This window comes from Nocardia sichangensis, from assembly GCF_047200615.1.
GTDB classification, from domain to species: Bacteria; Actinomycetota; Actinomycetes; order Mycobacteriales; family Mycobacteriaceae; genus Nocardia; species Nocardia sichangensis.
Genome location: NZ_JBJZOK010000013.1, coordinates 51,039 through 70,883 on the forward strand (window position 1 = coordinate 51,039; position 19,845 = coordinate 70,883).

19 protein-coding genes are annotated in these 19,845 nt (G+C 68.5%); 9 read left to right on the plus strand and 10 right to left on the minus strand.

Features of this window, described 5'->3' with window-relative positions; translation table 11 throughout:
* Positions 1-58: 58 nt before the first annotated feature.
* Entirely contained in the window at positions 59-2,611 is a 2,553-nt protein-coding gene (locus ACL03I_RS19450; protein WP_355072225.1) for an ATP-binding protein, read from the plus strand.
* Between the two features lie 46 nt (positions 2,612-2,657).
* Here ACL03I_RS19450 and ACL03I_RS19455 read toward each other — a convergent pair whose 3' ends face one another.
* From ACL03I_RS19455 to ACL03I_RS19475, 5 genes are all read right to left on the minus strand, one after another.
* Complete coding sequence (locus ACL03I_RS19455; protein ID WP_355072227.1) at positions 2,658-3,200, minus strand: hypothetical protein; 543 nt, start codon at positions 3,198-3,200, stop codon at positions 2,658-2,660.
* Between the two features lie 149 nt (positions 3,201-3,349).
* Complete coding sequence (locus ACL03I_RS19460; protein WP_364431897.1) at positions 3,350-3,724, minus strand: hypothetical protein; 375 nt, start codon at positions 3,722-3,724, stop codon at positions 3,350-3,352.
* Positions 3,725-4,661: 937 nt separating this feature from the next.
* Positions 4,662-5,411: a DUF6008 family protein gene (locus ACL03I_RS19465; protein ID WP_412806622.1), complete on the minus strand. Its 750-nt coding sequence runs from the start codon at positions 5,409-5,411 to the stop codon at positions 4,662-4,664.
* Between the two features lie 181 nt (positions 5,412-5,592).
* On the minus strand, positions 5,593-6,213 hold the full coding sequence (locus ACL03I_RS19470) for a TetR/AcrR family transcriptional regulator (RefSeq protein ID WP_412806623.1): 621 nt from the start codon (positions 6,211-6,213) through the stop codon (positions 5,593-5,595).
* A 38-nt stretch (positions 6,214-6,251) separates the two neighbouring features.
* Positions 6,252-8,720 carry a phosphoketolase family protein gene (locus ACL03I_RS19475; protein ID WP_412806624.1) on the minus strand — a complete coding sequence of 823 codons (2,469 nt, stop codon included), beginning with the start codon at positions 8,718-8,720 and terminating at the stop codon, positions 6,252-6,254.
* Positions 8,721-8,928: 208 nt separating this feature from the next.
* On the opposite strand from ACL03I_RS19475, the gene ACL03I_RS19480 reads away from it, so the two are divergent.
* The 7 genes from ACL03I_RS19480 (at position 8,929) to ACL03I_RS19510 (ending at position 15,271) form a co-directional block, all read left to right on the plus strand.
* The gene (locus tag ACL03I_RS19480; protein WP_412806625.1) at positions 8,929-9,504 is read left to right on the plus strand and encodes an FKBP-type peptidyl-prolyl cis-trans isomerase; all 576 of its coding nucleotides are present in this window, start codon (positions 8,929-8,931) and stop codon (positions 9,502-9,504) included.
* A 263-nt stretch (positions 9,505-9,767) separates the two neighbouring features.
* Positions 9,768-11,144, plus strand: coding sequence for a trigger factor (gene tig / locus ACL03I_RS19485; protein WP_355072239.1), 1,377 nt, complete (start codon positions 9,768-9,770; stop codon positions 11,142-11,144).
* Between the two features lie 235 nt (positions 11,145-11,379).
* Positions 11,380-11,967, plus strand: coding sequence for an ATP-dependent Clp protease proteolytic subunit (locus ACL03I_RS19490; RefSeq protein ID WP_355072241.1), 588 nt, complete (start codon positions 11,380-11,382; stop codon positions 11,965-11,967).
* A gap of 70 nt (positions 11,968-12,037) precedes the next feature.
* Complete coding sequence (locus ACL03I_RS19495; protein ID WP_355072243.1) at positions 12,038-12,706, plus strand: ATP-dependent Clp protease proteolytic subunit; 669 nt, start codon at positions 12,038-12,040, stop codon at positions 12,704-12,706.
* A gap of 430 nt (positions 12,707-13,136) precedes the next feature.
* Positions 13,137-14,417 carry an ATP-dependent Clp protease ATP-binding subunit ClpX gene (clpX, locus tag ACL03I_RS19500; RefSeq protein ID WP_195131826.1) on the plus strand — a complete coding sequence of 427 codons (1,281 nt, stop codon included), beginning with the start codon at positions 13,137-13,139 and terminating at the stop codon, positions 14,415-14,417.
* A 149-nt stretch (positions 14,418-14,566) separates the two neighbouring features.
* Positions 14,567-14,977, plus strand: coding sequence for an STAS domain-containing protein (locus tag ACL03I_RS19505; RefSeq protein ID WP_364431915.1), 411 nt, complete (start codon positions 14,567-14,569; stop codon positions 14,975-14,977).
* A 27-nt stretch (positions 14,978-15,004) separates the two neighbouring features.
* The gene (locus ACL03I_RS19510; protein WP_355072247.1) at positions 15,005-15,271 is read left to right on the plus strand and encodes a ribosomal protein L7/L12; all 267 of its coding nucleotides are present in this window, start codon (positions 15,005-15,007) and stop codon (positions 15,269-15,271) included.
* Between the two features lie 98 nt (positions 15,272-15,369).
* On the opposite strand, the gene ACL03I_RS19515 is transcribed toward ACL03I_RS19510, so the two are convergent.
* The 4 genes from ACL03I_RS19515 to ACL03I_RS19530 form a co-directional block, all read right to left on the minus strand.
* Positions 15,370-16,251 (minus strand): hypothetical protein, encoded by an 882-nt coding sequence (locus ACL03I_RS19515; RefSeq protein WP_355072249.1) that lies wholly within the window; start codon positions 16,249-16,251, stop codon positions 15,370-15,372.
* A 218-nt stretch (positions 16,252-16,469) separates the two neighbouring features.
* Positions 16,470-17,039: a carboxymuconolactone decarboxylase family protein gene (locus ACL03I_RS19520; RefSeq protein ID WP_355072251.1), complete on the minus strand. Its 570-nt coding sequence runs from the start codon at positions 17,037-17,039 to the stop codon at positions 16,470-16,472.
* Positions 17,040-17,147: 108 nt separating this feature from the next.
* The gene (locus ACL03I_RS19525) at positions 17,148-17,525 is read right to left on the minus strand and encodes a nuclear transport factor 2 family protein (protein WP_355072253.1); all 378 of its coding nucleotides are present in this window, start codon (positions 17,523-17,525) and stop codon (positions 17,148-17,150) included.
* Positions 17,526-17,564: 39 nt separating this feature from the next.
* Positions 17,565-18,359 (minus strand): AraC family transcriptional regulator, encoded by a 795-nt coding sequence (locus ACL03I_RS19530; protein ID WP_355072255.1) that lies wholly within the window; start codon positions 18,357-18,359, stop codon positions 17,565-17,567.
* 485 nt (positions 18,360-18,844) lie between these two features.
* On the opposite strand from ACL03I_RS19530, the gene mihF reads away from it, so the two are divergent.
* Entirely contained in the window at positions 18,845-19,159 is a 315-nt protein-coding gene (mihF, locus tag ACL03I_RS19535) for an integration host factor, actinobacterial type (RefSeq protein ID WP_039796616.1), read from the plus strand.
* A 104-nt stretch (positions 19,160-19,263) separates the two neighbouring features.
* Here mihF and ACL03I_RS19540 read toward each other — a convergent pair whose 3' ends face one another.
* Positions 19,264-19,803: a hypothetical protein gene (locus ACL03I_RS19540; RefSeq protein ID WP_412806626.1), complete on the minus strand. Its 540-nt coding sequence runs from the start codon at positions 19,801-19,803 to the stop codon at positions 19,264-19,266.
* Between the last annotated feature and the right edge of the window lie 42 nt (positions 19,804-19,845).

Sequence of the window (19,845 nt, forward strand, 5' to 3'; positions counted from 1 at the left end):
CGGCCGCGCCCATTAGGCTGCTCGAGCGGTGATTGTCTGGATCGGTAGGTGCGTCGGCATGTCGGAGGTGAACAGCGGTGGTGACAACGGTCCCGCCGCGCCCGTCGAGTTCGTGGGCAGGCATGCCGAACTGCGGCGGATAGAAGCCCTGCTGAGCTCGTCCAGCGCCCGGTTGATCACCCTGGTCGGGCCCGGCGGCATCGGCAAGACGACGTTGGCGGTGGAAGCCGTACGGCGCTATCGCGGCGCGGCGCGGCACCCGGTGTATTGGACGCGCCTGGCCCGGCTGGTGCCCGGCGCGGAGACCGGGGCGGTCGCCGAGGAGGTGCTGCTGTCCGTCGCGAAGAACGGCATCGCGGGCCGCTCCGCCTGGGACGGCTTGGTGGAGATCTTCGCCGACGGTCTCGCCGATGGCGAGACGCACCGGACCATCCTGGTGCTGGACAACTGCGAACACGTGCTGGCCGGAGTCGGCCCGCTGATCATCGGACTGCTCCAGGCGGCCCCCGGCTTGACCATCGTCGCGACCAGCCGGGAGCCGATCGGCTGGATCGACGAGCAGCTGGTAGCCGTGCCTCCGCTGTCCAGCGTGCACGCCCTCGAACTGTTCCGGCGGCGAGCCGAGCGCACCGGGCGGCCGATCTCCGAGGATCCGGGCCAGCTCGCCATCGCCACCCGCATCTGCGGGCACGTCGACAACAACCCGCTGTTCATCCGCCTGGCCGCGGCGCGGCTGCTGCACCGGCCACCGGCGATCCTGTTGCGCGAGTTGTCCGGTGACACCGACGATCGCCGCCTGCAGTGGACGCACGGGGCCAGGGGCGGCATCGGCGAACGGCACCGCAGCGTGCGTGACGTGATCGCCTGGTCCTACGGCCTGTGTACCGCGTCGGAGCAGTTGCTGCTGGACCGCTTGTCCGTGTTCGCCACCGGTTGCGACGCCGAGGACGACGAGACGCCGTGCGGCGGGGCCGACGTGGACGCGATCGTCGCGGTGTGCGCGGACGCGACGTTGCCCGCGGAGCGAATCGAGGGGCTGCTCGAGCGCCTGGTGGAACGCTCGCTGCTGTCGGCCCGTATCACCACCTCGACGGTGCGCTACTACCTGTTGGAAAGCGTTCGGGTGTTCGTGCGCGACCGGCTGTCGGCCCGCGGCGATCACCTGGACGAGGCGCGGCTGTTCGCCCGGCATCGGCGGCACTATCGCGACCGCGTGGCAGCGGGCCCGGCCACCTGGTACGGCCCGCGGGAGCAGGAGTGGATCGCCTGGGCCCGGGCGGCCTGGGACAACATCCTCATCGCCGTCGAGACCAGTCTCGCCGATCCGGAGGAGGCCGTGGTCGGGCTGGAGACCGCCGCGACGCTGATGGCGTTGCGCGTGCCGTTCATCACCGGGTCCAACCGCGCCATCACCAGCCTGACCGAACAGGCGCTGGAAGTCACCGCGCAGGTGGAGCCGCCGCCGACCCGGCTGCGGATCAACGCGACCGCGCTGGTGGGCTGGATCGCCATCTGGCAGGGCAGACACGCCTATACCGCGCAGTTGTTGGACGAATGCGCCGCGGAGTGCCTGTCCGACGCGGAGCTTCGGCGCGGCTGGCGGGAGACGACGGCGACCGATGTCGGCCTGCCCGCCGCGGTGGAGTTCACCTGGGGACTCGAACTGCTGCTGATCCATCTCGACATCCGGGCGGTGGACGTGCTGGCCAGGGCGCGCAGGAAATTCGCCACCTTGGGCGACCGGGCCGGAGAGCAGCGCAGCGAATTGTTCGAGGCGCTCACGTACGCGAACCTTGGTGACGCGGACGTCGCGCTCGGGGCCGCGCGCAGGCATCTGGACCGGGCCGTCGCTTCCGACGCGGGCTGGGCGACCTCATGGGCGGAGCTGGCCTGGATGATCGCGGTGTCCCGGCACGGCGATCCGCGAGAGGCGGTCACGCTCGGGCGGTCCACCCTGGAACGCCTGCTGATCACGGGGGACACCTGGACGGCGGGCTGGGTCGCGCATTTCATGATGATGGCGCTGACCTACCTGCTGTCCGCCCGGATCGAGGCGGGGGACACCGACAGCGCCGAAGCGATCGCCGCCGCCACCGAGATCGCCCATCTGCAAGGCGGGATCGCTACGCTGCACCGCTCCATGGGCATCGTCGCAGACCGGGTGACCCTGGTGGCCAGGGGCACCGCTCAGGCGGTCGCGGCGGTCACCGCGGTCCTCGGCGCTGAGGCGCACGAAGCGGCGGTTCAGCGCGGCGCCCGCCTGCGTCCCGAACGCGACGAACTGCAATTACTGCTGCTGGGCAGGTTGCCCGCCGATCGGCTGCTGCCTGCGCGGCGGTCGCAGGCCAGGTCGACGGCCTCGCGCTGGGACGAGTTGACGCCCGCGGAACGCGAGGTCGCCGTGCTGGCCGCCGCGGGCTGGGCCAACAGCGCCATCGCCGCGCGCAGGGGCAGCTCGATCCGGACGGTCGATGCGCAGGTGGCGACCGTACGCAGAAAGCTGATGGCGGCTACCAGGGCCGACATCAGCTGGCACGTACCGGATCACCTCGAGGAGCGGATTCGGCTGGAATCGGAGCGAAGGCCCGCGCGAACGCGAACACGCCCGTAACCGCGGCGGCGGTCACGGGCGTGCCGGTAGGAAGGTCGGTCAGGGGTCAGGTCAGGGAGCCGTCGTAGCACAGGCTCGACGACCGCCAGGAATGCTGCGGCCCGGTGCCGGGATCGAAGGCCCACTGGTCGATCGATCCCGCGGCCTTCCACCACACGGAGCCGCGTCCGTCCGAGACGACCTGGTAGACGTCCTCGGAACCCTCGATGAGCTGGCTTCCGACGCAGTAGTCGTTGTATTCCGTGCCGTACTGGCGGGCGCCGGGGCTGAACAGGCCCGCGGGGTGGGTGTACGCGCCCGGGTTGGGCACGGTGCTGGCCTGCCGCACATTGTGTCCGCGGTGCCAGTAGGGCGCGCCGACCCCGTCGGTGCCGCAGGTGAAGGTCGAGCCCCCCGCGACGACGGTGGTGCCCTGGCCGTAGGCGCCACCGGCCCAGAGGCAGGCAGCGCCCTGAGCCTCGGCGGTGCCCGCGCCGAGGCTCAGGCCGCCCGCCGCCACCGCTGCCGCCGCCAGCAGGGTGAGCGTCCGTGCCGTGCCGCGCTTGTCGTTACACGCGGTCGTCCGGCGAAGCCCGTTAATGTTGATCATTGGCGTTTCTCTTTCGTGCGCTATCCCGGCCGGAGTGGATTTCCGGGATTGGTGATACTTCAAGTAATGTGCCGCTAGACAGCGGTACGATCAGTCCAGAAGGACGTCGCGGAAGATTGTGGGTGCGAGTGAGTGAGCCGGTCCGGCGATCACTGGCACCAGCGGGCCTGCGGGCGGCAGACGGTGTAGCCGCTGCCGTCCGGGCGGGCGACGCGCGACCAGCTGGGGCTGACGGAATTGTTGCCCGTGGTGGTGTCGGCCGGCGCAGGGGTGCTCTGGCGCTGGTGGTAGTCGCGGATGGCGTCGTCGTGCTCGTCTGCGCGGAGCGGGTCGTTGTCGCGGTGGTTGTAGCCCATCGGGTCGATCTGGTGCCAGCCGTTGGTGTCGCCGGTGCCGTTGCGCGGGTCGGAGGGGCCCGAGTGCGACTCGGCGCCCGCGATGCCGACGGCGCCGGCGGTGAGGATGCCGACGATCGCGGTACAGGCGAGCAGTCGCCGTGCGGCGGAGTTGGTCGTGGCGGTCATCGTAAGTCTCCGTTCGGAATTCGAGCCGTGCGCGGCGACACGGTTCGAGCGGCGGCGGTGCGGCGAACGTCGATGGTCGGGGTTGCCGCGCGAGGTGGGGGCGGGGAAGGGATCGGGGCGGCATCCGTCGCGGACGTCTGGTCCGCGGGCCGGTGCCGGTCGGCTCGGTCCCGGTTGTCGGGATGGGAAGAGCCCGGCCTGTCGTCTCCGTGGCGGCCCGGGTCTGCGGGGCGCGGTGCCGCGACGATCGCGTCGGGCCCGGCCAGCGCTTCGGCCGGCGCCGGGGTTTCCGGCGTGGCCGCTATCGCGCTCACGATCAGCGGGCGGACGAGCCAGGTCTGTGTCCGTCGCTGGTGCGGCGTGATGCCGGTCATCGTTCGCGTCCGTTCATCTCGCCACCTCGGGATCGGAGATCGGCCCGGTGTGGTCCGATCGGCGGGTCCCTATCTATCGTGCCGTTGGATAACGTCACATTAATCGACGGGTCGATACCTTGTCGAGTGCTTTCCCATACTTGGGAAGAATTGCGGAGTTTCCGGCGTGGGTCGGCGTCTTGACCAGGGGTGATGCCGACCGCCTGTAACCCGGGGGCTTTGCGAAACTTGCTCGACGCGATGCTTTTTCGGGACGGTGCGGCCTTCCGGCGGGCCGGGTAGGGGGCGCGGCAGTGATGCGGCGCTCTCGCCGAAAGTGACGTGGGTAGCACGACCGGCCGGGGCACGGGGGCTGTGTCTTCGTTGCACTCACCACGCCAGGGCCGTGCTGACCGCGGAGGTGGAGCCGGCATGCGCGCGGGATGCGGGGGCGAAGAAGGGCAGCGGCAGTGCCGCGCGGCTCGCCGCTGTGGGCTGATGAACGGGCTGCGACGGAAAGCCCTTCGCGCATACACGAAAAGGGCGCCTGCCGCGATGGCAGACGCCCTTTTAGGGTTGCTGGATCAGGCCTCGGTGACCGCCGCGTATGCCGGGGCCCCTGAACCCGTGGCCGCCGCGGGCGCGCGGCTCGGCTTCGCGGCGGCGGGGTCGCGGAACGGGGCTTCGATCACGGCGCGCTCCTGCCACAGGTAGTACAGCGCCATGGCGAAGATGCTCGTGCCGATCACGTTGGCCAGGAAATGCCACCAGATGCGGTAGGTCGACGCACCGGCTCCCGGGTCGAGCAGGCCGAAGAAGGTCGACAGGCCGATCGCTTTGGTGCCGAAGGCGACCGTCAGGGTGAGCGCGAGATGCTCGAGTCCGTGGATGCCCTGCATCAGTACGCCCATGCGGCCCCACTTGCGCGCCTTGCTCTCCAGGGCGTGGTGGGTGACCAGTGCGACACCGACCAGTCCGGCGAGGAAGTGGAAATTGCCGACCAAGTGCAAGATTTCCATCCCGAGCGACGGCTTCATATGGTTGACCTGGCCGAATCCATTGGCCAAGCCGGTGCCCCACGGCGTCATCCACGCCGGTGAGTTTGGGTGCTGGACCCAGTATCCGACCTGTGCCACGTGCTCCTGGAAGTGACCTATCTGGGCGATGACGCCCAACGCGATCACACCGAGCGCGGTGCGGAACATCCATGGTCGCAACGGTTTGCGCATCGCGATGGCGAGCACGCCGACGGCCGCCCACATGACGACCATCCAGGCCACCATCAAGATCGCACCTAGGATTTCGAACCCGGTCGCCTCGGCTGTGTGGTTCATGGGGAACCGCCCTTCTGCGCGCCCTCCGGCAACGGCGACGGATGGGGGAGTTGCTTCGGAAACGCGCGGAACGCGTTGTTCGCAAGATACAAGGTCGTGCGGGCTCGTGTCCGAGATTTCCGAATGTCCTGGTACCTGCGACAATTCGATTCGAGTCATACTCAACGCGTATAGCGCGAGTTCACGATGGTCGCAGAAAGCCTTCGACGATGCGGTGGGCGCGGTCGGCGGCCTCCGGATCACCGATCCGCAGCGCGGTATTCGTCGCGCAGAGCACCGCATCGATCTGGAAGGCGACCAGATCGGCGTCCAGTTGAGGGATCTCACCGGCGGACGCCGCCGCGCGCAGCTCCCGCGCCAGCAGCCGAACCCACGCTCCCTGATCGCGGAGCAGGGCGTCGCGCACCGGGCCCGGCTTGCTGTCGTGCTCGGCCATGGTCGCGACGCGGAAGCATCCGCCCGCGAACAGCGGCGTCGTGGCATAGACCATCCAGTGCTCCACCAAGGCCCGCAGACGGGCGACGCCGTGCGGCGCGGACCGTGCGGGTTCGGCGACCGCTTCCACGAAGCGGTCGCGTGCGTGATCGATGGTGGCCAGTTGGAGTGCTTCCTTGGTGCGGAAGAGGGTCTGGATTCCGGCCTTGCTCAGACCGGTGTCTTCGGCCAGCCTGCCGAAACTCAGGCCGTCCAATCCGTCGAGCGAGGCGATGTCGACCGCATGCCGCAGCACCGTGGCACGCGTCTTCGCACCGCGCAACAGGCGCTTGTCGGTGATCTCGGCGGTTCGCTGACCACTTTCCATACGGTCGATCGTACTTTCTACCGCCGGGTTCGTGGGGCTCAGTTCCGCTGGTAAGGCCAGTTCCAGTCGGCGACCTCGGGGAGGTCCTCGCCGTGTTCCCTGGTCCACGCACGGGCCGTCCACCGCGCGTCGACCATCTCTTGCCGCAGCCCCGCGGCCCGCTCGCGCAGGGACGGCACCCGATCGATCACGTCCATCACCAAGTGGTAGCGGTCCAGATCGTTCAGCATCACCATGTCGAACGGCGTGGTCGTGGTGCCGCGCTCCCGATAGCCGCGCACGTGCAGTTCGTCGTGGTTGGTGCGCCGATAGGTCAGCCGGTGGATCAGCCACGGATAGCCGTGGAAAGCGAAGATCACCGGCCGGTCCTGGGTGAAGAGCGTGTCGAACTCACTGTCCGGCAGGCCGTGCGGGTGCTCGTCCTGCGTTTGCAGCCGCATCAGGTCGACTACGTTCACCACCCGGACGCGCAGGTCGGGCAGACGTTCGCGCAGGATCGCGGCCGCGGCGAGGGTCTCCAGCGTCGGTATGTCTCCCGCGCAGGCGAGCACCACGTCCGGCATGGTGCCCACCTCGTCGCCGTGGCCCGCCCACGGCCAGATCCCGATCCCGCGTGCGCAGTGCTCGGCGGCCTCGGTCACCGACAACCAGTCGGCCTGCGGCTGCTTGCCCGCGACCACCACGTTCACGTAGTGGCGGGAGCGCAGGCAGTGGTCGTAGGTGGACAGCAGCGTGTTCGCGTCCGGCGGCAGGTACACCCGCACGATCGAGGCCTTCTTGTTCAGCACCACGTCCAGGAATCCGGGGTCCTGGTGGGTGAAGCCGTTGTGGTCCTGGCGCCACACGTGCGAGGACAACAGGTAGTTCAGGCTGGGGATCGGACGCCGCCACGGCACCGCCGAACTGGCGTCGAGCCATTTGGCGTGCTGGTTGAACATGGCGTCCACGATGTGGATGAACGCCTCGTAGCAGGTGAACACGCCGTGCCTGCCGGTCAGTAGATAGCCCTCCAGCAGTCCCTGGCACATGTGTTCGGACAGCACCTCGATCACCCGGCCGCCGCGGTCGAGTTTCTGGTCGCGGCGGTCGATCTCCGCCTGCCAGTTGCGGCCGGTGACCTCGAGGATGTCCTGCAAGCGGTTGCTGGCCAGTTCGTCCGGCGCGAAGGTGAGGAAGTTGTCCGGATTGTGCCTGGTGACCTCACGCAGCCAGCCACCGAGCACCCTGGTGGCCTCGTGCCGGGTCGCGCCCGGCGCGGTGACCTCGACGCCGAAGTCGCGCCAGTCCGGCAGGTACAGGTCGCGCAACAGCGTACCGCCGTTGGCGACCGGGTTGGCGCTCATCCGCCGTTCGCCGACGGGTACCTGAGCGGTCAGCTCCGGCACCGGCTTGCCGTCGTCGTCGAACAGTTCCTCCGGACGGTAGGAACGCAGCCACTGTTCCAGCACCGCGCGGTGGTCCGCGTCGGTGCGCGCGCCCGGCAACGGCACCTGGTGCGCGCGGAAGGTGCCCTCGACCTGGTCGCCGTCCACCACCGGCGGACAGGTCCAGCCCTTGGGTGTGCGCAGCACGATCATCGGCCAGCTGGGCCGTGCCCCATCGGCGCCGTCGCGTGCGGCGCCCTGGATCCGCCCGATGCGTTCCATGCTCGTGTCCACCGCCGTGGCCATCGCCTGGTGGACGGCCGCGGGATCGTCGCCGGCGACGACGATCGGCTCGTAACCGTAGCCACGCAGCAGCGACAGCAACTCCGGCTCCGGGATGCGCGCCAGGATGGTCGGATTGGCGATCTTGTACTCGTTCAGCGCCAGGATCGGCAGCACTGCGCCGTCGCGCGCCGGATTGAGGAACTTGTTCGCATGCCAGCTCGTGGCCAGCGGACCCGTTTCCGCCTCGCCGTCGCCGACCACGCAGAACACGGTGAGATCGGGGTTGTCCAGGGCGGCGCCGAACGCGTGCAGCAGCGAATAGCCGAGTTCGCCGCCCTCGTGGAAGGAGCCCGGCGTCTCCGGTGCGCAGTGACTCGGCACCCCGCCGGGAAAGGAGAACTGGCGGAACAGCGCGCCCATCCCCGCGGCGTCCTGCGGAATGTGGCTGTAGACCTCGGAGTACGTCCCCTCCAGCCAGCCGCACGCGTTCGGGCCCGGACCGCCGTGCCCGGGGCCCGCGACGAAGACGGCGTTCAGGCCGAGTTGCCGGATCGCGCGATTGGCATGCACCCACACGAGATTCAGGCCGGGCACCGTGCCGAAGTGCCCGAGCAGCCTGGGTTTGACGTGCTCGGCGCGCAGCGGTTCGCGCAGCAGCGGATTAGCCGTCAGGTAGATCTGGCCGACCGCGAGATAGTTCGCGGCGCGCCACCACGCGTCGATCGCCGCCAGCTCGTCGCGTGCCAGTGGCCCCGGCACGTCCGCCAGCCGGTAGGGACGCGGTGCGACGGTCCGGCCGCCGGTGCTGCCGACGTTGTCCGCCGAAGTATCGCCACCCGCACTCGCCATGTGGGTCATGTGCCGACTCTCCTCACGCTCATGGCATCGGGGACGGCGGCGCCACGACCGGCCGCCGTCGCGGTCCTGCGAAGGTTGCCGATCGGAATCGACAACGCCGGATGGAGAATTCACCGCCAGCCTAGCCGCAGCGGGCCGCGCGGCGGTCCGAGCGTGTCGCGGGAAGCTCGTCCCACCCGGGGCCCGTTCGTGGTCTAGGGTCCGCGGCATGCACATTCTCGGCAGGATCATCGGTATCGGCGCCGTCGCCGCGACCACCATCGTGCTGGCGGCCTGCGGCTCGGACGACGAGTCCGCTCCCGCCGTCTCCACGACGCGGACCACCGCGGCGGCTGGGCCTTCCGCGCAGCGCCCGGCTACCCAGAGCAAGGGCCGCGAGTGCACCGCCGACGACATCCGCGTCACCGGAGATTTCGGCGCCGCGCCGAAGATCACCATCCCCGACAACTGCGACCCGCCCAAGCAGCTGATCGTCAAGGATCTGAAGGAGGGCAGCGGGCCCGGCGCCGTGCCCGGCCAGCAGCTGACCATGAATTACGCGCTGGTCACCTGGTCGGACAAGAAGACGCTGGACAGCTCGTTCCAGCGCGGCAAGCCGTTCCAGCTCACCCTCGGCGGGGGACAGGTCATCCCCGGCTGGGATCAGGGACTCGTCGGCGTCAAGGAGGGCGCGCGCCGCTTGCTGATCGTGCCGCCGGAGCTGGGCTACGGCGCGGGCGGGCGTGGCATCGCCCCGTACGAGACGCTGGTCTTCGTCACCGACGCGGTCTCGGTGGGGAAGTAGCCCGGCCGCTCGCGTCGCCCGCCGGGCACCGCCGGATGCAGGTCCGCTCGGCCGGTCAACTAACCTGGTCGGGATGCGTGGCGTACGCCGCACCCCTCGTCGTCTCGGCCGAGGCCGGGACTCCGGTTCGGATCGGCGCCGGTGGGGGAATGCGGCAGCCGGCGTAGGGCCGCCTGGCCCGCCGTTCCGATCCCGGAATGCCGGGGGCGGGGCGCCGCAAGACGAACGTCAACCAGTACGAACAACGAACAAGGAGCATGTCCGTGAAGAGCACCGTCGAGCAGCTGAGCCCGACCCGGGTCCGGATCAACGTCGAGGTGCCCTTCGAGGAGCTGAAGCCGGATTTCGACCGCGCGTACAAGGCACTGGCCAAGCAGGTCCGCATCCCCGGCTTCCGTCCCGGTAAGGCGCCAGCGAAGCTGCTCGAGGCCCGTCTCGGCCGTGGCGCGATCCTGGAGCAGGTCGTCAACGACGCGCTGCCCGGTCGCTACAGCGAGGCCGTCACCACCTCCGAGGTGAAGGTCATCGGTCAGCCCGAGATCGAGATCACCAAGATCGAGGACGGCCAGGAGCTGGCCTTCACCGCCGAGGTCGACGTGCGGCCGGAGATCACGCTGCCGGACTACGCGAGCATCGCGGTCACCGTCGACGCGTTCACCGTCGGCGACGAGGACATCGAGGAGCAGTTGCAGTCGCTGCGCCAGCGCTTCGGCACCCTGACCGGGGTGGAGCGTCCGGTGCAGGACGGCGACTTCGTCTCGATCGACCTGTCGGCGACCGTGGACGGCCAGGAGGTGGCCGAGGCCGCCACGACCGGCCTGTCCCACGAGGTCGGTTCCGGTCAGCTCATCGAGGGCCTGGACGAGGCGCTGGTCGGATTGTCGGCGGGCGAGTCGAAGGAGTTCACCTCGAAGCTGGTCGCGGGCGAGCACGCGGGCAAGGACGCGGTCATCACCGTGACCGTGCAGACCGTCAAGGAACGTGAGCTGCCCGAGGCCGACGACGAGTTCGCGCAGCTGGCCAGCGAATTCGACACGCTGGAGGAGCTGAAGGACGATCTGCGCGGCCGCGTCGAGCGGGTCAAGAAGGTGCAGCAGGCGGGCGAGATCCGCGACAAGGTGCTGGACACCCTGCTCGAGCAGGTCGAGGTGCCGCTGCCCGAGGCCGTGGTGAAGGCCGAGATCGACGCGGTGACCCACGACGCGGTGCACGGCTTCGACCACGACGAGGCCAAGTTCGCCGAGGCGCTCGAGGCGCAGGGCAGCACCCGCGAGGAGTTCGACGCCGACACCAAGCAGGCCGCCGAGAAGTCGGTCAAGACCCAGCTGCTGCTGGACGCGATCGCCGAGGCGGAGGGCACCCAGGTCGGCCAGGAGGAGCTCACCGAGCGGATCCTGTTCCAGTCGCAGCGCTACGGCCTGTCGCCGGAGCAGTTCATCCAGCAGGTGCAGCAGGCGGGCCAGCTGGGCGCGATCTTCGCCGACGTGCGGCGCGGCAAGGCGCTGGCGGGCGTGGTCGGCCAGGTGACCGTCACCGACTCCGCGGGCAACTCGGTGGACACCACCGAAATGTTCGGCGCCCCCGCCGATTCCGCCGACGAGGACGCGGCCGTCGAGACGGCCCCGGCGGACGCCGAATAATTCCATGGAATGTCGGCGTGATCGACGCCCGCGAGGTGCGCTGATTGCGCTGTGAGCGAAGAAAGGGCGGTACCGGGAGTTCGGTGCCGCCCTGCTTCGTTAATGTTTGTGACGACAAGTTGGATGGCCATGTCCGACCGGGTGCGGCATATCCAACCAGTGATGGCTATGTGGCAATCCGCAACGAGCCGGCGAGAGAAGGCAGGTATCCGTGACAATCAACCAGGCAGGGGTCATGACAACCGCGACTGCTGGTCTCAACCTCAGTGATTCGGTGTACGAGCGCCTGCTGCGTGAGCGCATCATCTTCCTCGGCACACAGGTCGACGACGACATCGCGAACAAGCTGTGCGCGCAGATCCTGCTGCTCTCGGCGGAGGATCCCACCAAGGACATCTCGCTCTACATCAACTCGCCGGGCGGCTCGGTGACCGCGGGCATGGCCATCTACGACACGATGCAGTTCGCCGAGTGCGACATCGCCACCTACGGCATGGGCCTGGCCGCGTCCATGGGGCAGTTCCTGCTCACCGCGGGCACCAAGGGCAAGCGCTACGCGCTGCCGCACGCGCGGATCATGATGCACCAGCCCTCGGCGGGGATCGGCGGCTCGGCGGCCGACATCGCGATCATGGCCGAGCAGTTCGCGCACACGAAGCGTGAGCTGAACGAACTGCAGGCGCAGCACACCGGCAAGTCGGTCGAGCAGGTCACCGCCGATGCCGACCGCGACCGCTGGTTCACCGCGGCCGAAGCCCTGGAATACGGCTTCATCGACCACGTGATCAGCCACGCGAATCAGGCCAACGGCGCCAAGAAGTAACGCACCGGATCACCCACAGGCCCCCGGACACCTCGAACGTCCGGCCGCCGCACCGACTTTGGAGACGAAGATGGCCAATTCGATCGACCCGCGCGCCGGCCTGTCCGGCATGGCACCGCAGAGCCCGCAGGCGCGCTACATCCTGCCGTCGTTCATCGAGCACTCGAGCTTCGGCGTCAAGGAGTCCAACCCGTACAACAAGCTGTTCGAAGAGCGCATCATCTTCCTCGGCGTGCAGGTGGACGACGCCTCGGCGAACGACATCATGGCGCAGCTGCTGGTGCTGGAGTCGCTGGACCCCGACCGCGACATCACCATGTACATCAACTCGCCGGGTGGCTCGTTCACCTCGCTGATGGCCATCTACGACACCATGCAGTACGTGCGCGCCGACGTCGCCACCGTCTGCCTGGGCCAGGCCGCCTCGGCCGCCGCCGTGCTGCTGGCCGCGGGCACGCCGGGCAAGCGCGCCTGCCTGCCCAACGCGCGCGTGCTGATCCACCAGCCCTCGCTGGAGGGCGGCATCCAGGGCCAGGTGTCGGATCTGGAGATCCAGGCCGCCGAGATCGAGCGCATGCGTCGCCTGATGGAGAGCACGCTCGCGCGGCACACCGGCAAGGACGCCGACACCATCCGCAAGGACACCGACCGCGACAAGATCCTGACGGCCGAGGAGGCCAAGGAGTACGGGATCATCGACACGGTGTTCGACTACCGGAAGCTGAGCGCGCAGAAATAAGGCGCGAATCGTCGTTTCCGGCCGGGGCCGGGACGGCGGGGGCGAATTGCCGATCCCGGGGCTGTTCGCTCTAAATTGCTTTGTGACAGGGAATTCCGGCCGGGAAGTACGCAATGGGGCATACCGCCCGGCCGGGCCGCCCTCGCGCCGCCGCGGTTCGAGAATTTGTTCGAACCGACGGCGCCGCGCGGCGGGCGGTGCGGAGGTATGGCTCGTGACGACTCGCACAACCCGCGCGAGAAACATGCGCGAGTTGTCGACCTCCATCCCGAACACCGGGTACGGTCAACCTAGGGACCTTTGCTCCCGGTTGACGGCACTGCCCCACCGGCCACGAAATCAGCCGATGCGTTTGCGGCTGCGAAAGTGGTGGACAGCTGGCAACCTGGACGGACGGTTGCACGCGGACAAGGAAGTAGGGACCCACGAGATGGCGCGCATCGGAGATGGCGGCGATCTGCTGAAGTGCTCGTTCTGCGGAAAGAGCCAGAAGCAGGTCAAGAAGCTCATTGCGGGACCAGGGGTGTACATCTGCGACGAGTGCATCGATCTCTGCAACGAGATCATCGAGGAGGAACTCGCCGAGTCCAGCGAGGTCAAGCTCGATGAGCTGCCCAAGCCCGCCGAGATCCGGGATTTCCTGGAGAACTACGTGATCGGCCAGGACACCGCCAAGCGCACTCTCGCGGTGGCCGTCTACAACCACTACAAGCGCATCCAGGCCGGTGACAAGGGGCGGGACAGCCGCGGCGAGACCGTCGAGCTGGCCAAGTCCAACATCCTGATGCTCGGTCCCACCGGTTGCGGCAAGACCTACCTCGCCCAGACCCTGGCGAAGATGCTGAACGTCCCGTTCGCCATCGCCGACGCCACCGCGCTGACCGAGGCCGGGTACGTCGGCGAGGACGTCGAGAACATCCTGCTGAAGCTGATCCAGGCGGCCGACTACGACGTCAAGCGCGCCGAGACCGGCATCATCTACATCGACGAGGTCGACAAGATCGCCCGCAAGAGCGAGAACCCGTCGATCACCCGTGACGTGTCCGGCGAGGGCGTGCAGCAGGCCCTGCTGAAGATCCTGGAGGGCACTCAGGCGAGCGTGCCGCCGCAGGGCGGGCGCAAGCACCCGCACCAGGAGTTCATCCAGATCGACACCACCAACGTGCTGTTCATCGTGGCGGGCGCCTTCGCCGGTCTGGAGAAGATCATCTCCGACCGCACCGGCCACCGCGGCATCGGTTTCGGCGCCGAGGTGCGGTCGAAGGCCGAGATCGACACCACCGATCACTTCGCGGAGGTCATGCCAGAGGACTTGATCAAGTTCGGCCTGATCCCGGAGTTCATCGGCCGCCTGCCCGTGGTTGCGTCGGTGACGAACCTGGACAAGGAATCGCTGGTCAAGATCCTCTCCGAACCGAAGAACGCGCTGGTCAAGCAGTACGTCCGGCTGTTCGAGATGGACGGGGTCGACCTCGAGTTCACCGACGACGCGCTGGAGGCGGTCGCCGACCAGGCGATTCTGCGCGGCACCGGCGCGCGTGGCCTGCGGGCGATCATGGAGGAAGTCCTGCAGCCCGCGATGTACGACATCCCCAGCCGCGACGACGTCGCCAAGGTCGTCGTCAACGCGGATACGGTCAACGACAACGTCCTGCCCACCATCGTGCCGCGCAAGGCGCAGCGGCCGGAGCGCCGGGAGAAGTCGGCGTAATTCGGGTGTGGCGACCCGTCGCAGGGGGTACTCCCCTGTGAGGGTTGAGCAGACAGCCTAGTTCCGGCGTTTTTCTCCGGGGCGCATCATTGAACCCGCGAGCAAGCCCGTTTCCGAGATTGCTCGCGGGCGACTGGACCGAGGTCCTCATGTCGACAGGCTTGGCCAACCCCACGTACGTTCTCACCGCCGCTCGCAATGCCGATCACCCCGCCGAGCGGCTCAAGATTTCGGTCACAGTGCCGAGCGACTCGGTCACGCTGTGCGCGCTCGCGGGCGAAGTCGATCATTACACCGTCGAAGTGTTTCGACGCAGGCTGATCGGCTCGCTGGGCACGGCGGCGCCTTTGGTGGTCGTAGATCTGTCGAAGATCACGTTTTTCGGCGTCGCCGGGTTGCACGTCCTGGTCGACGCGCGGTCCATGCTGGCCCAGACCGGCCGTAGGATGCGCCTGGTGACCGGACCCCGGTGTGTGGACCGGCTGCTGGAGCTGGCGGGAGATCTGGCGCGCTTCGAGACGATGTCGAGTCTCGCCGACGCCGTGCTCGACGCGGCCTGACGCGGCCGGGGTCGATACCATCGGGGCATGTTCGCCAACCGGCGCTTGGAGCGCAAGGTCGACGCCCTGCACGCCAAGCTCGACCTGATCATGACCCATCTGGGCATCGAGGCGCAGGCAGCGGCCGTGCCGCCGCGTGCCGTGCCGGCGGTCCCGCGCGGCGACGGCATGGCCGAGATCGATGCGCTTCTGGCGCAGGGCAAGAAGATTCACGCGATCAAGCGGTATCGCGAACTCACCGGGTGCGGCCTGAAAGAGGCCAAGGAAGCGGTCGAACGCCGGTATCCGTACTGATCACCGGAGCGCGAGCACAGGGCTCGACGGCTCGCGCGCCGGCGCGGAAGTAGAGCGGGCATTCTTCGACGACTTGCCCGCACCGCAGGCTGATAGGTCTAGCTGTGTGCGCCCTGCACCACGGGGGTGTGCAGATCCACTGGGAAGTCAGCGTCCGCGCTGGACAGGCTGTCCGCCGCGGAGCGTTCCGGCAAGGGGTCGTGCCCCGTCGGGTCGGGCAAGCTCCGCACCTGCTCGGTGGCATAGCCGATCGCGCGTCCGTATCGCGCGCTCGCGGCATCGTGGATGAGCAGGGCGACGCCGATCATCACCGGGGCGACACCGTGCACGGCGGCGTCGAACCATCGCCCGGCGCTCACGTACGGGTAGGTGTTCAGTCCGACGGTGAGCGCGAGCAGGGCCATTTCCGCCGCCGCCACTTGGCTCCGGTTGTCCAGCACGCCCCATTCGGTGACCTTGTTCGTGCCGATCATGATGATGATCAGCGACACGCTGATCATCGCCTCGAGCAGGTAGCTGAACCAGTACAGTGGGTCGTCCGGGCCACCCGGGGCGATGTTGTGCTGAACGTTGACCGCCGACCACAGCATTCCGGCGGCGACCACGCCGGCCAGCGCGCCGAGCGACCAGGAGCGGTGCCGGTACAGCGACGCCAACCTGGCGTGCGGGCTGGACGCGCGCCGCTGCGCGGCAATCGCCTTGCGCGCCAACAGCAGGTCCCTGATCTCGGCCTTCTCGATGGCCTCCGCAGTGTGCCGCGCCCGGTCGGAGGCCGCGGCGCCCGCCTCGGCGTGCTTCCAGCGCTGTTCGCGGTCCTGGGTCCGGATCCGTTCGGCCAGTTCGCGTTCAGCGAGCAGTTCCTCCTCCGACAGCGCGCCGGTCAGAGCCGGGTCGAACTGGTAGGCGAGACGGCCGCGGGCCTTCTCGACTCGTCTCGCCAGCCGTGCGACGTCGTCGTCCGGGGTCTGTTCGTCGAGCATGCGGCTCCAAACGGTCGGGCGGAGGGGAACTCGAGAAACCGAAGACGCCGTTACCCCGCACCGAAACTCGCGAAGGTAGCCCGCCGGCCGCGGCACGGCCAGGCGACGTCAACACCTCTTATTCTTAGTGCATTCCGGGCCGTAACGACAGCCCCGGGTGAACGCGGCGCCGAAGTACCAGGTCGGATCGCACCATTCCCGCAGCGCCGCGGCCCTTTTCACGACCAGGGCACCCGGCACGAATCGGTGCTGAAACCCTGCGCCGTGATCCCGAGCGCCGAATTGAACCGGGCGCGTGAGTTTTCCAGCGCGATCTGATAGCTGAGCTCCACCACACCCGCTCGGCCGAAGCGCCGCTCCAGGTCGGCGACCTGTTCGTCGGTGACCGTGGTCGGCGTTGCGGTCATCGCGTCGGCGTAGGCGATGGCGGCGCGCTCGTCGTCGGAGTACAGCGGCGAGGTCGCGTAGTCGGCGATGTGTTCCAGCCGCGCGACGTCCAGCTCGCCCAGGCGCATGAGCATGGCTCCGAAGTCGACGCACCACGAACAGCCGATCGTCCACGCCGTGCGATACACCGCGATCTCGCGGATGACGGCGGGCAGGGCGGTGCTGGCCTTGCCGACCATGGTCTCGTGGACCGCGCTGGCCCTCAGCAATTTCGGATGGTTGGCGGTGACGGCGAAGGGCTCCGGCACTTCGCGGAAGCGGCGCTTGGCCAGCCGGTAGAGCAACTTGGTCGTCGGTCCCGCGTGTTGCGGGGTGACGGCGGCGATACGGGTGGCGCTCATGTCGATCTCCTTCGATCAGCGGATGTGGTTCCTACTTCTCGGACGAGAGACCGTGCCGGAATGTGATGGGGCCGCGATGTGACCTGGCGCACCCGGCCGCCGCGCGCGCTACTCGGGCTCGACCCGCATGTCCTCCTGGCTCCAGTAGGCGCGCATCCCGGTGATCCGGCCTTCTTCGTCGAACTCCATCACATCGATCGGTGACAGGACGAAGCGCTGTCCGCCGACCTTGGTGACGATGGTGAATGGGAACGCGGCCTGATTGCCCGCGATTCTCACGTCCTCCGGCCGCAGCTCGGTCTCCCGATCCAGTGCGGCGATCACCTCGTAGAACTCGCGGATGGCCTCGTGGCCGCGCTTGGGTGGAGTGCCGACGGGGTCCTCCACGATCGCGTCGGGCGCGTACAGGGCGACGATGTCCTCGGTCGGCCCCGAGCCGACCAGCTTGACGTATTGCTCCACCACGTCGCGAATCTGTGTGGCCATCGAGTCTCCTCCGAAATGAAACGTGTTCTAATTTGTAGCCTAGCGCGTTCGGACGCCCGATTCGATCCCTTCCGCTTCGTCCAGCACGACGATCCGTACTCCGGTGGCGAGCAGTGTGGTGGCCGACAAGCCGAACAGGGTGCGGAAAGCGTCGCTGAAGTGTGAGGGGCTGGCGAAGCCCGCGTCGGCCGACGCGGCGGTGAGGTTCGCGCCCTCGGCGAGCGCGCGGCCGACGCCGAGCATCCTGGCCCACAGCCGGTACCGCCGGAACGAGGTGCCCGCCTGGGCGGCGAACAGATGCAGGAAGCGCGACTCCGACAGGTGCGCGGCCGCGGCGAACCGGGCGGCGGTGAACTCCCGCGCGGGATGGGCGAGGAGGGTCGCCATCGCCTCGGCTACCCGGTCGTCCGGCGTGGGGACCGGCCCGGCGCCGATGAGTTCGGCCAGCGAGCGCGGATCGGGGCACGTGCCGCTCGCAGCCGTGGCGAGCGCGGCCTCCGCCCGATGGCCGAGTCCGAATTCAGCGTGCCACCGGATCATCCGATCCCGGCAGGCTCGGGCGCCCCGCGACCCCGGATCCAGATAGCAGAACATCATCTGGTCGCCGCCCGCGACGACGCGGTGCACCCGGCGCGGCGGGATCAGCGCGCTGCGCACGGTGTGCGTGACGGCATCGGTCGCGAGTGTGAACGGCGCGTCCAACCCAACGGCCAGACAGTTCACGGCGGTGGAATGCGCGTCCGGACGCAGGGACGGTCCGCGATAGATCGCCTGCCCAGGCCATAGCCACAGAATCGCGGACGCAGTCGTCCCCGGCGGAGTGCTCGGCTCCATGCCGTCATGCTGTCACGGGCCGTGCGAACCGCGATATTTTCTGTTGTCCGGGGGTGAAGGCTCCGCTCGGTGTGACCCGAGCGGGCCCGGGGGATCGCCGTTGATCCCCCTTGGTTCGCCGTTGAACCAGACCCGCGTTCGGTATTTGCTGACTCTGTCGGTAACGGCTCATCCCGCGTTACCGCGCGGCGACGGCCGCTTCGGAGTAGTCGCCGTCCCGGCGCACCGCTTCTGCTCGGGGTTCTCGGTACGTGTCGTCCCACGCGACGATCCGGGCGAGGGACAGCTCCGTGACGTGGTGTTCCTTTCGTCCTATTCGTCTGTAGCCCGTCGGCCGTCCACTGATTCCGACGGCGCGAACCGGGGAAATTCATCGTCATTTCCGCAGTTCGTGCCCGGTGTGTCGAGCTTGCGCTCCCGGTGCCGTGCTGTTTACTCGGTCCGGTCAACCAGATGTTCGAGTGACGAGTGGAAGCGGAGGAGACATGGCACTGCCTACCATGACCGCAGAGCAGCGCACCGAGGCCTTGGCCAAGGCGGCTGCGGTCCGCAAGGCACGCTCCGAACTGATCGGCAAGGTGAAGGCGGGCAAGGTTTCGGTCGCGGATCTGCTGAAGAAGGCAGACTCCGACGAGCTGGTGAAGAAGACCAAGGTGGCCGCGGTGATCAAGGCCCTGCCCGGTGTCGGGCCGGTGAAGGCCGCGAAGTTGATGGACCAGGCGGAGATCCCGGAGGATCGCCGGATCGGCGGGCTCGGTGCGCGTCAGCGCGCGGCACTGCTCGAAGCGCTGAAGGACTGACGGTCGGGGAATTCGCCAAGTCGCGGCGTCATCCGCGGATCCACCGGATCACGCCCGTGGTGATCTCCCACGGGCGTCCCGGACTCTGCTGCCGGGTTCGCCGATCAGCGGACGGCGCGCGGACGGCGGCGCGGGAAACGCAGCGTCACCGGTTGCGGGTCCGAGAGGGGCAACTCGCCTCGCGGCGGCAGGAAGAGGCAGGCCGCTCCGCCGATCACGAGCAGCAACGCCGCGATCAGGCTGGCCGTGAAGCTCGCCGCGCCCATGTCCGCGGGCTTGTGGAAGAGGTGGTAAAGGGAATGGGGGACACCGAAGGTGAGCCAGCCGACGCCCGCGATCCGGGCCGCCGTGGTTCGGTTGACCACGAGCGCGGCGATCGTCACCGCTGTCAGCGCCAGGAAGAAGGCACCCACGTCGGCCGCCAGATGGTGGTTGTAAGGGCCGTCCGCCGCCACCCACTTGGCGCCGAACCCCGGAAAACTGGTGTACCAGGAATGCGGCGCGAACGTGGCCCAAAGGCCGACGATCGCTCCTTGTACCGCCAAGACGGCCAGCACGATCCGCGTCAGCAGCAGGCGGCGGTACTGCTCGAACCGCATCCGTACCCGCAGGCCCTCGGAGTTCCCCTCCACCGATATCCGCATCGGCCGCTCCGTTCTCGCCGAATCCGTTCCGGCTCCGTGCAG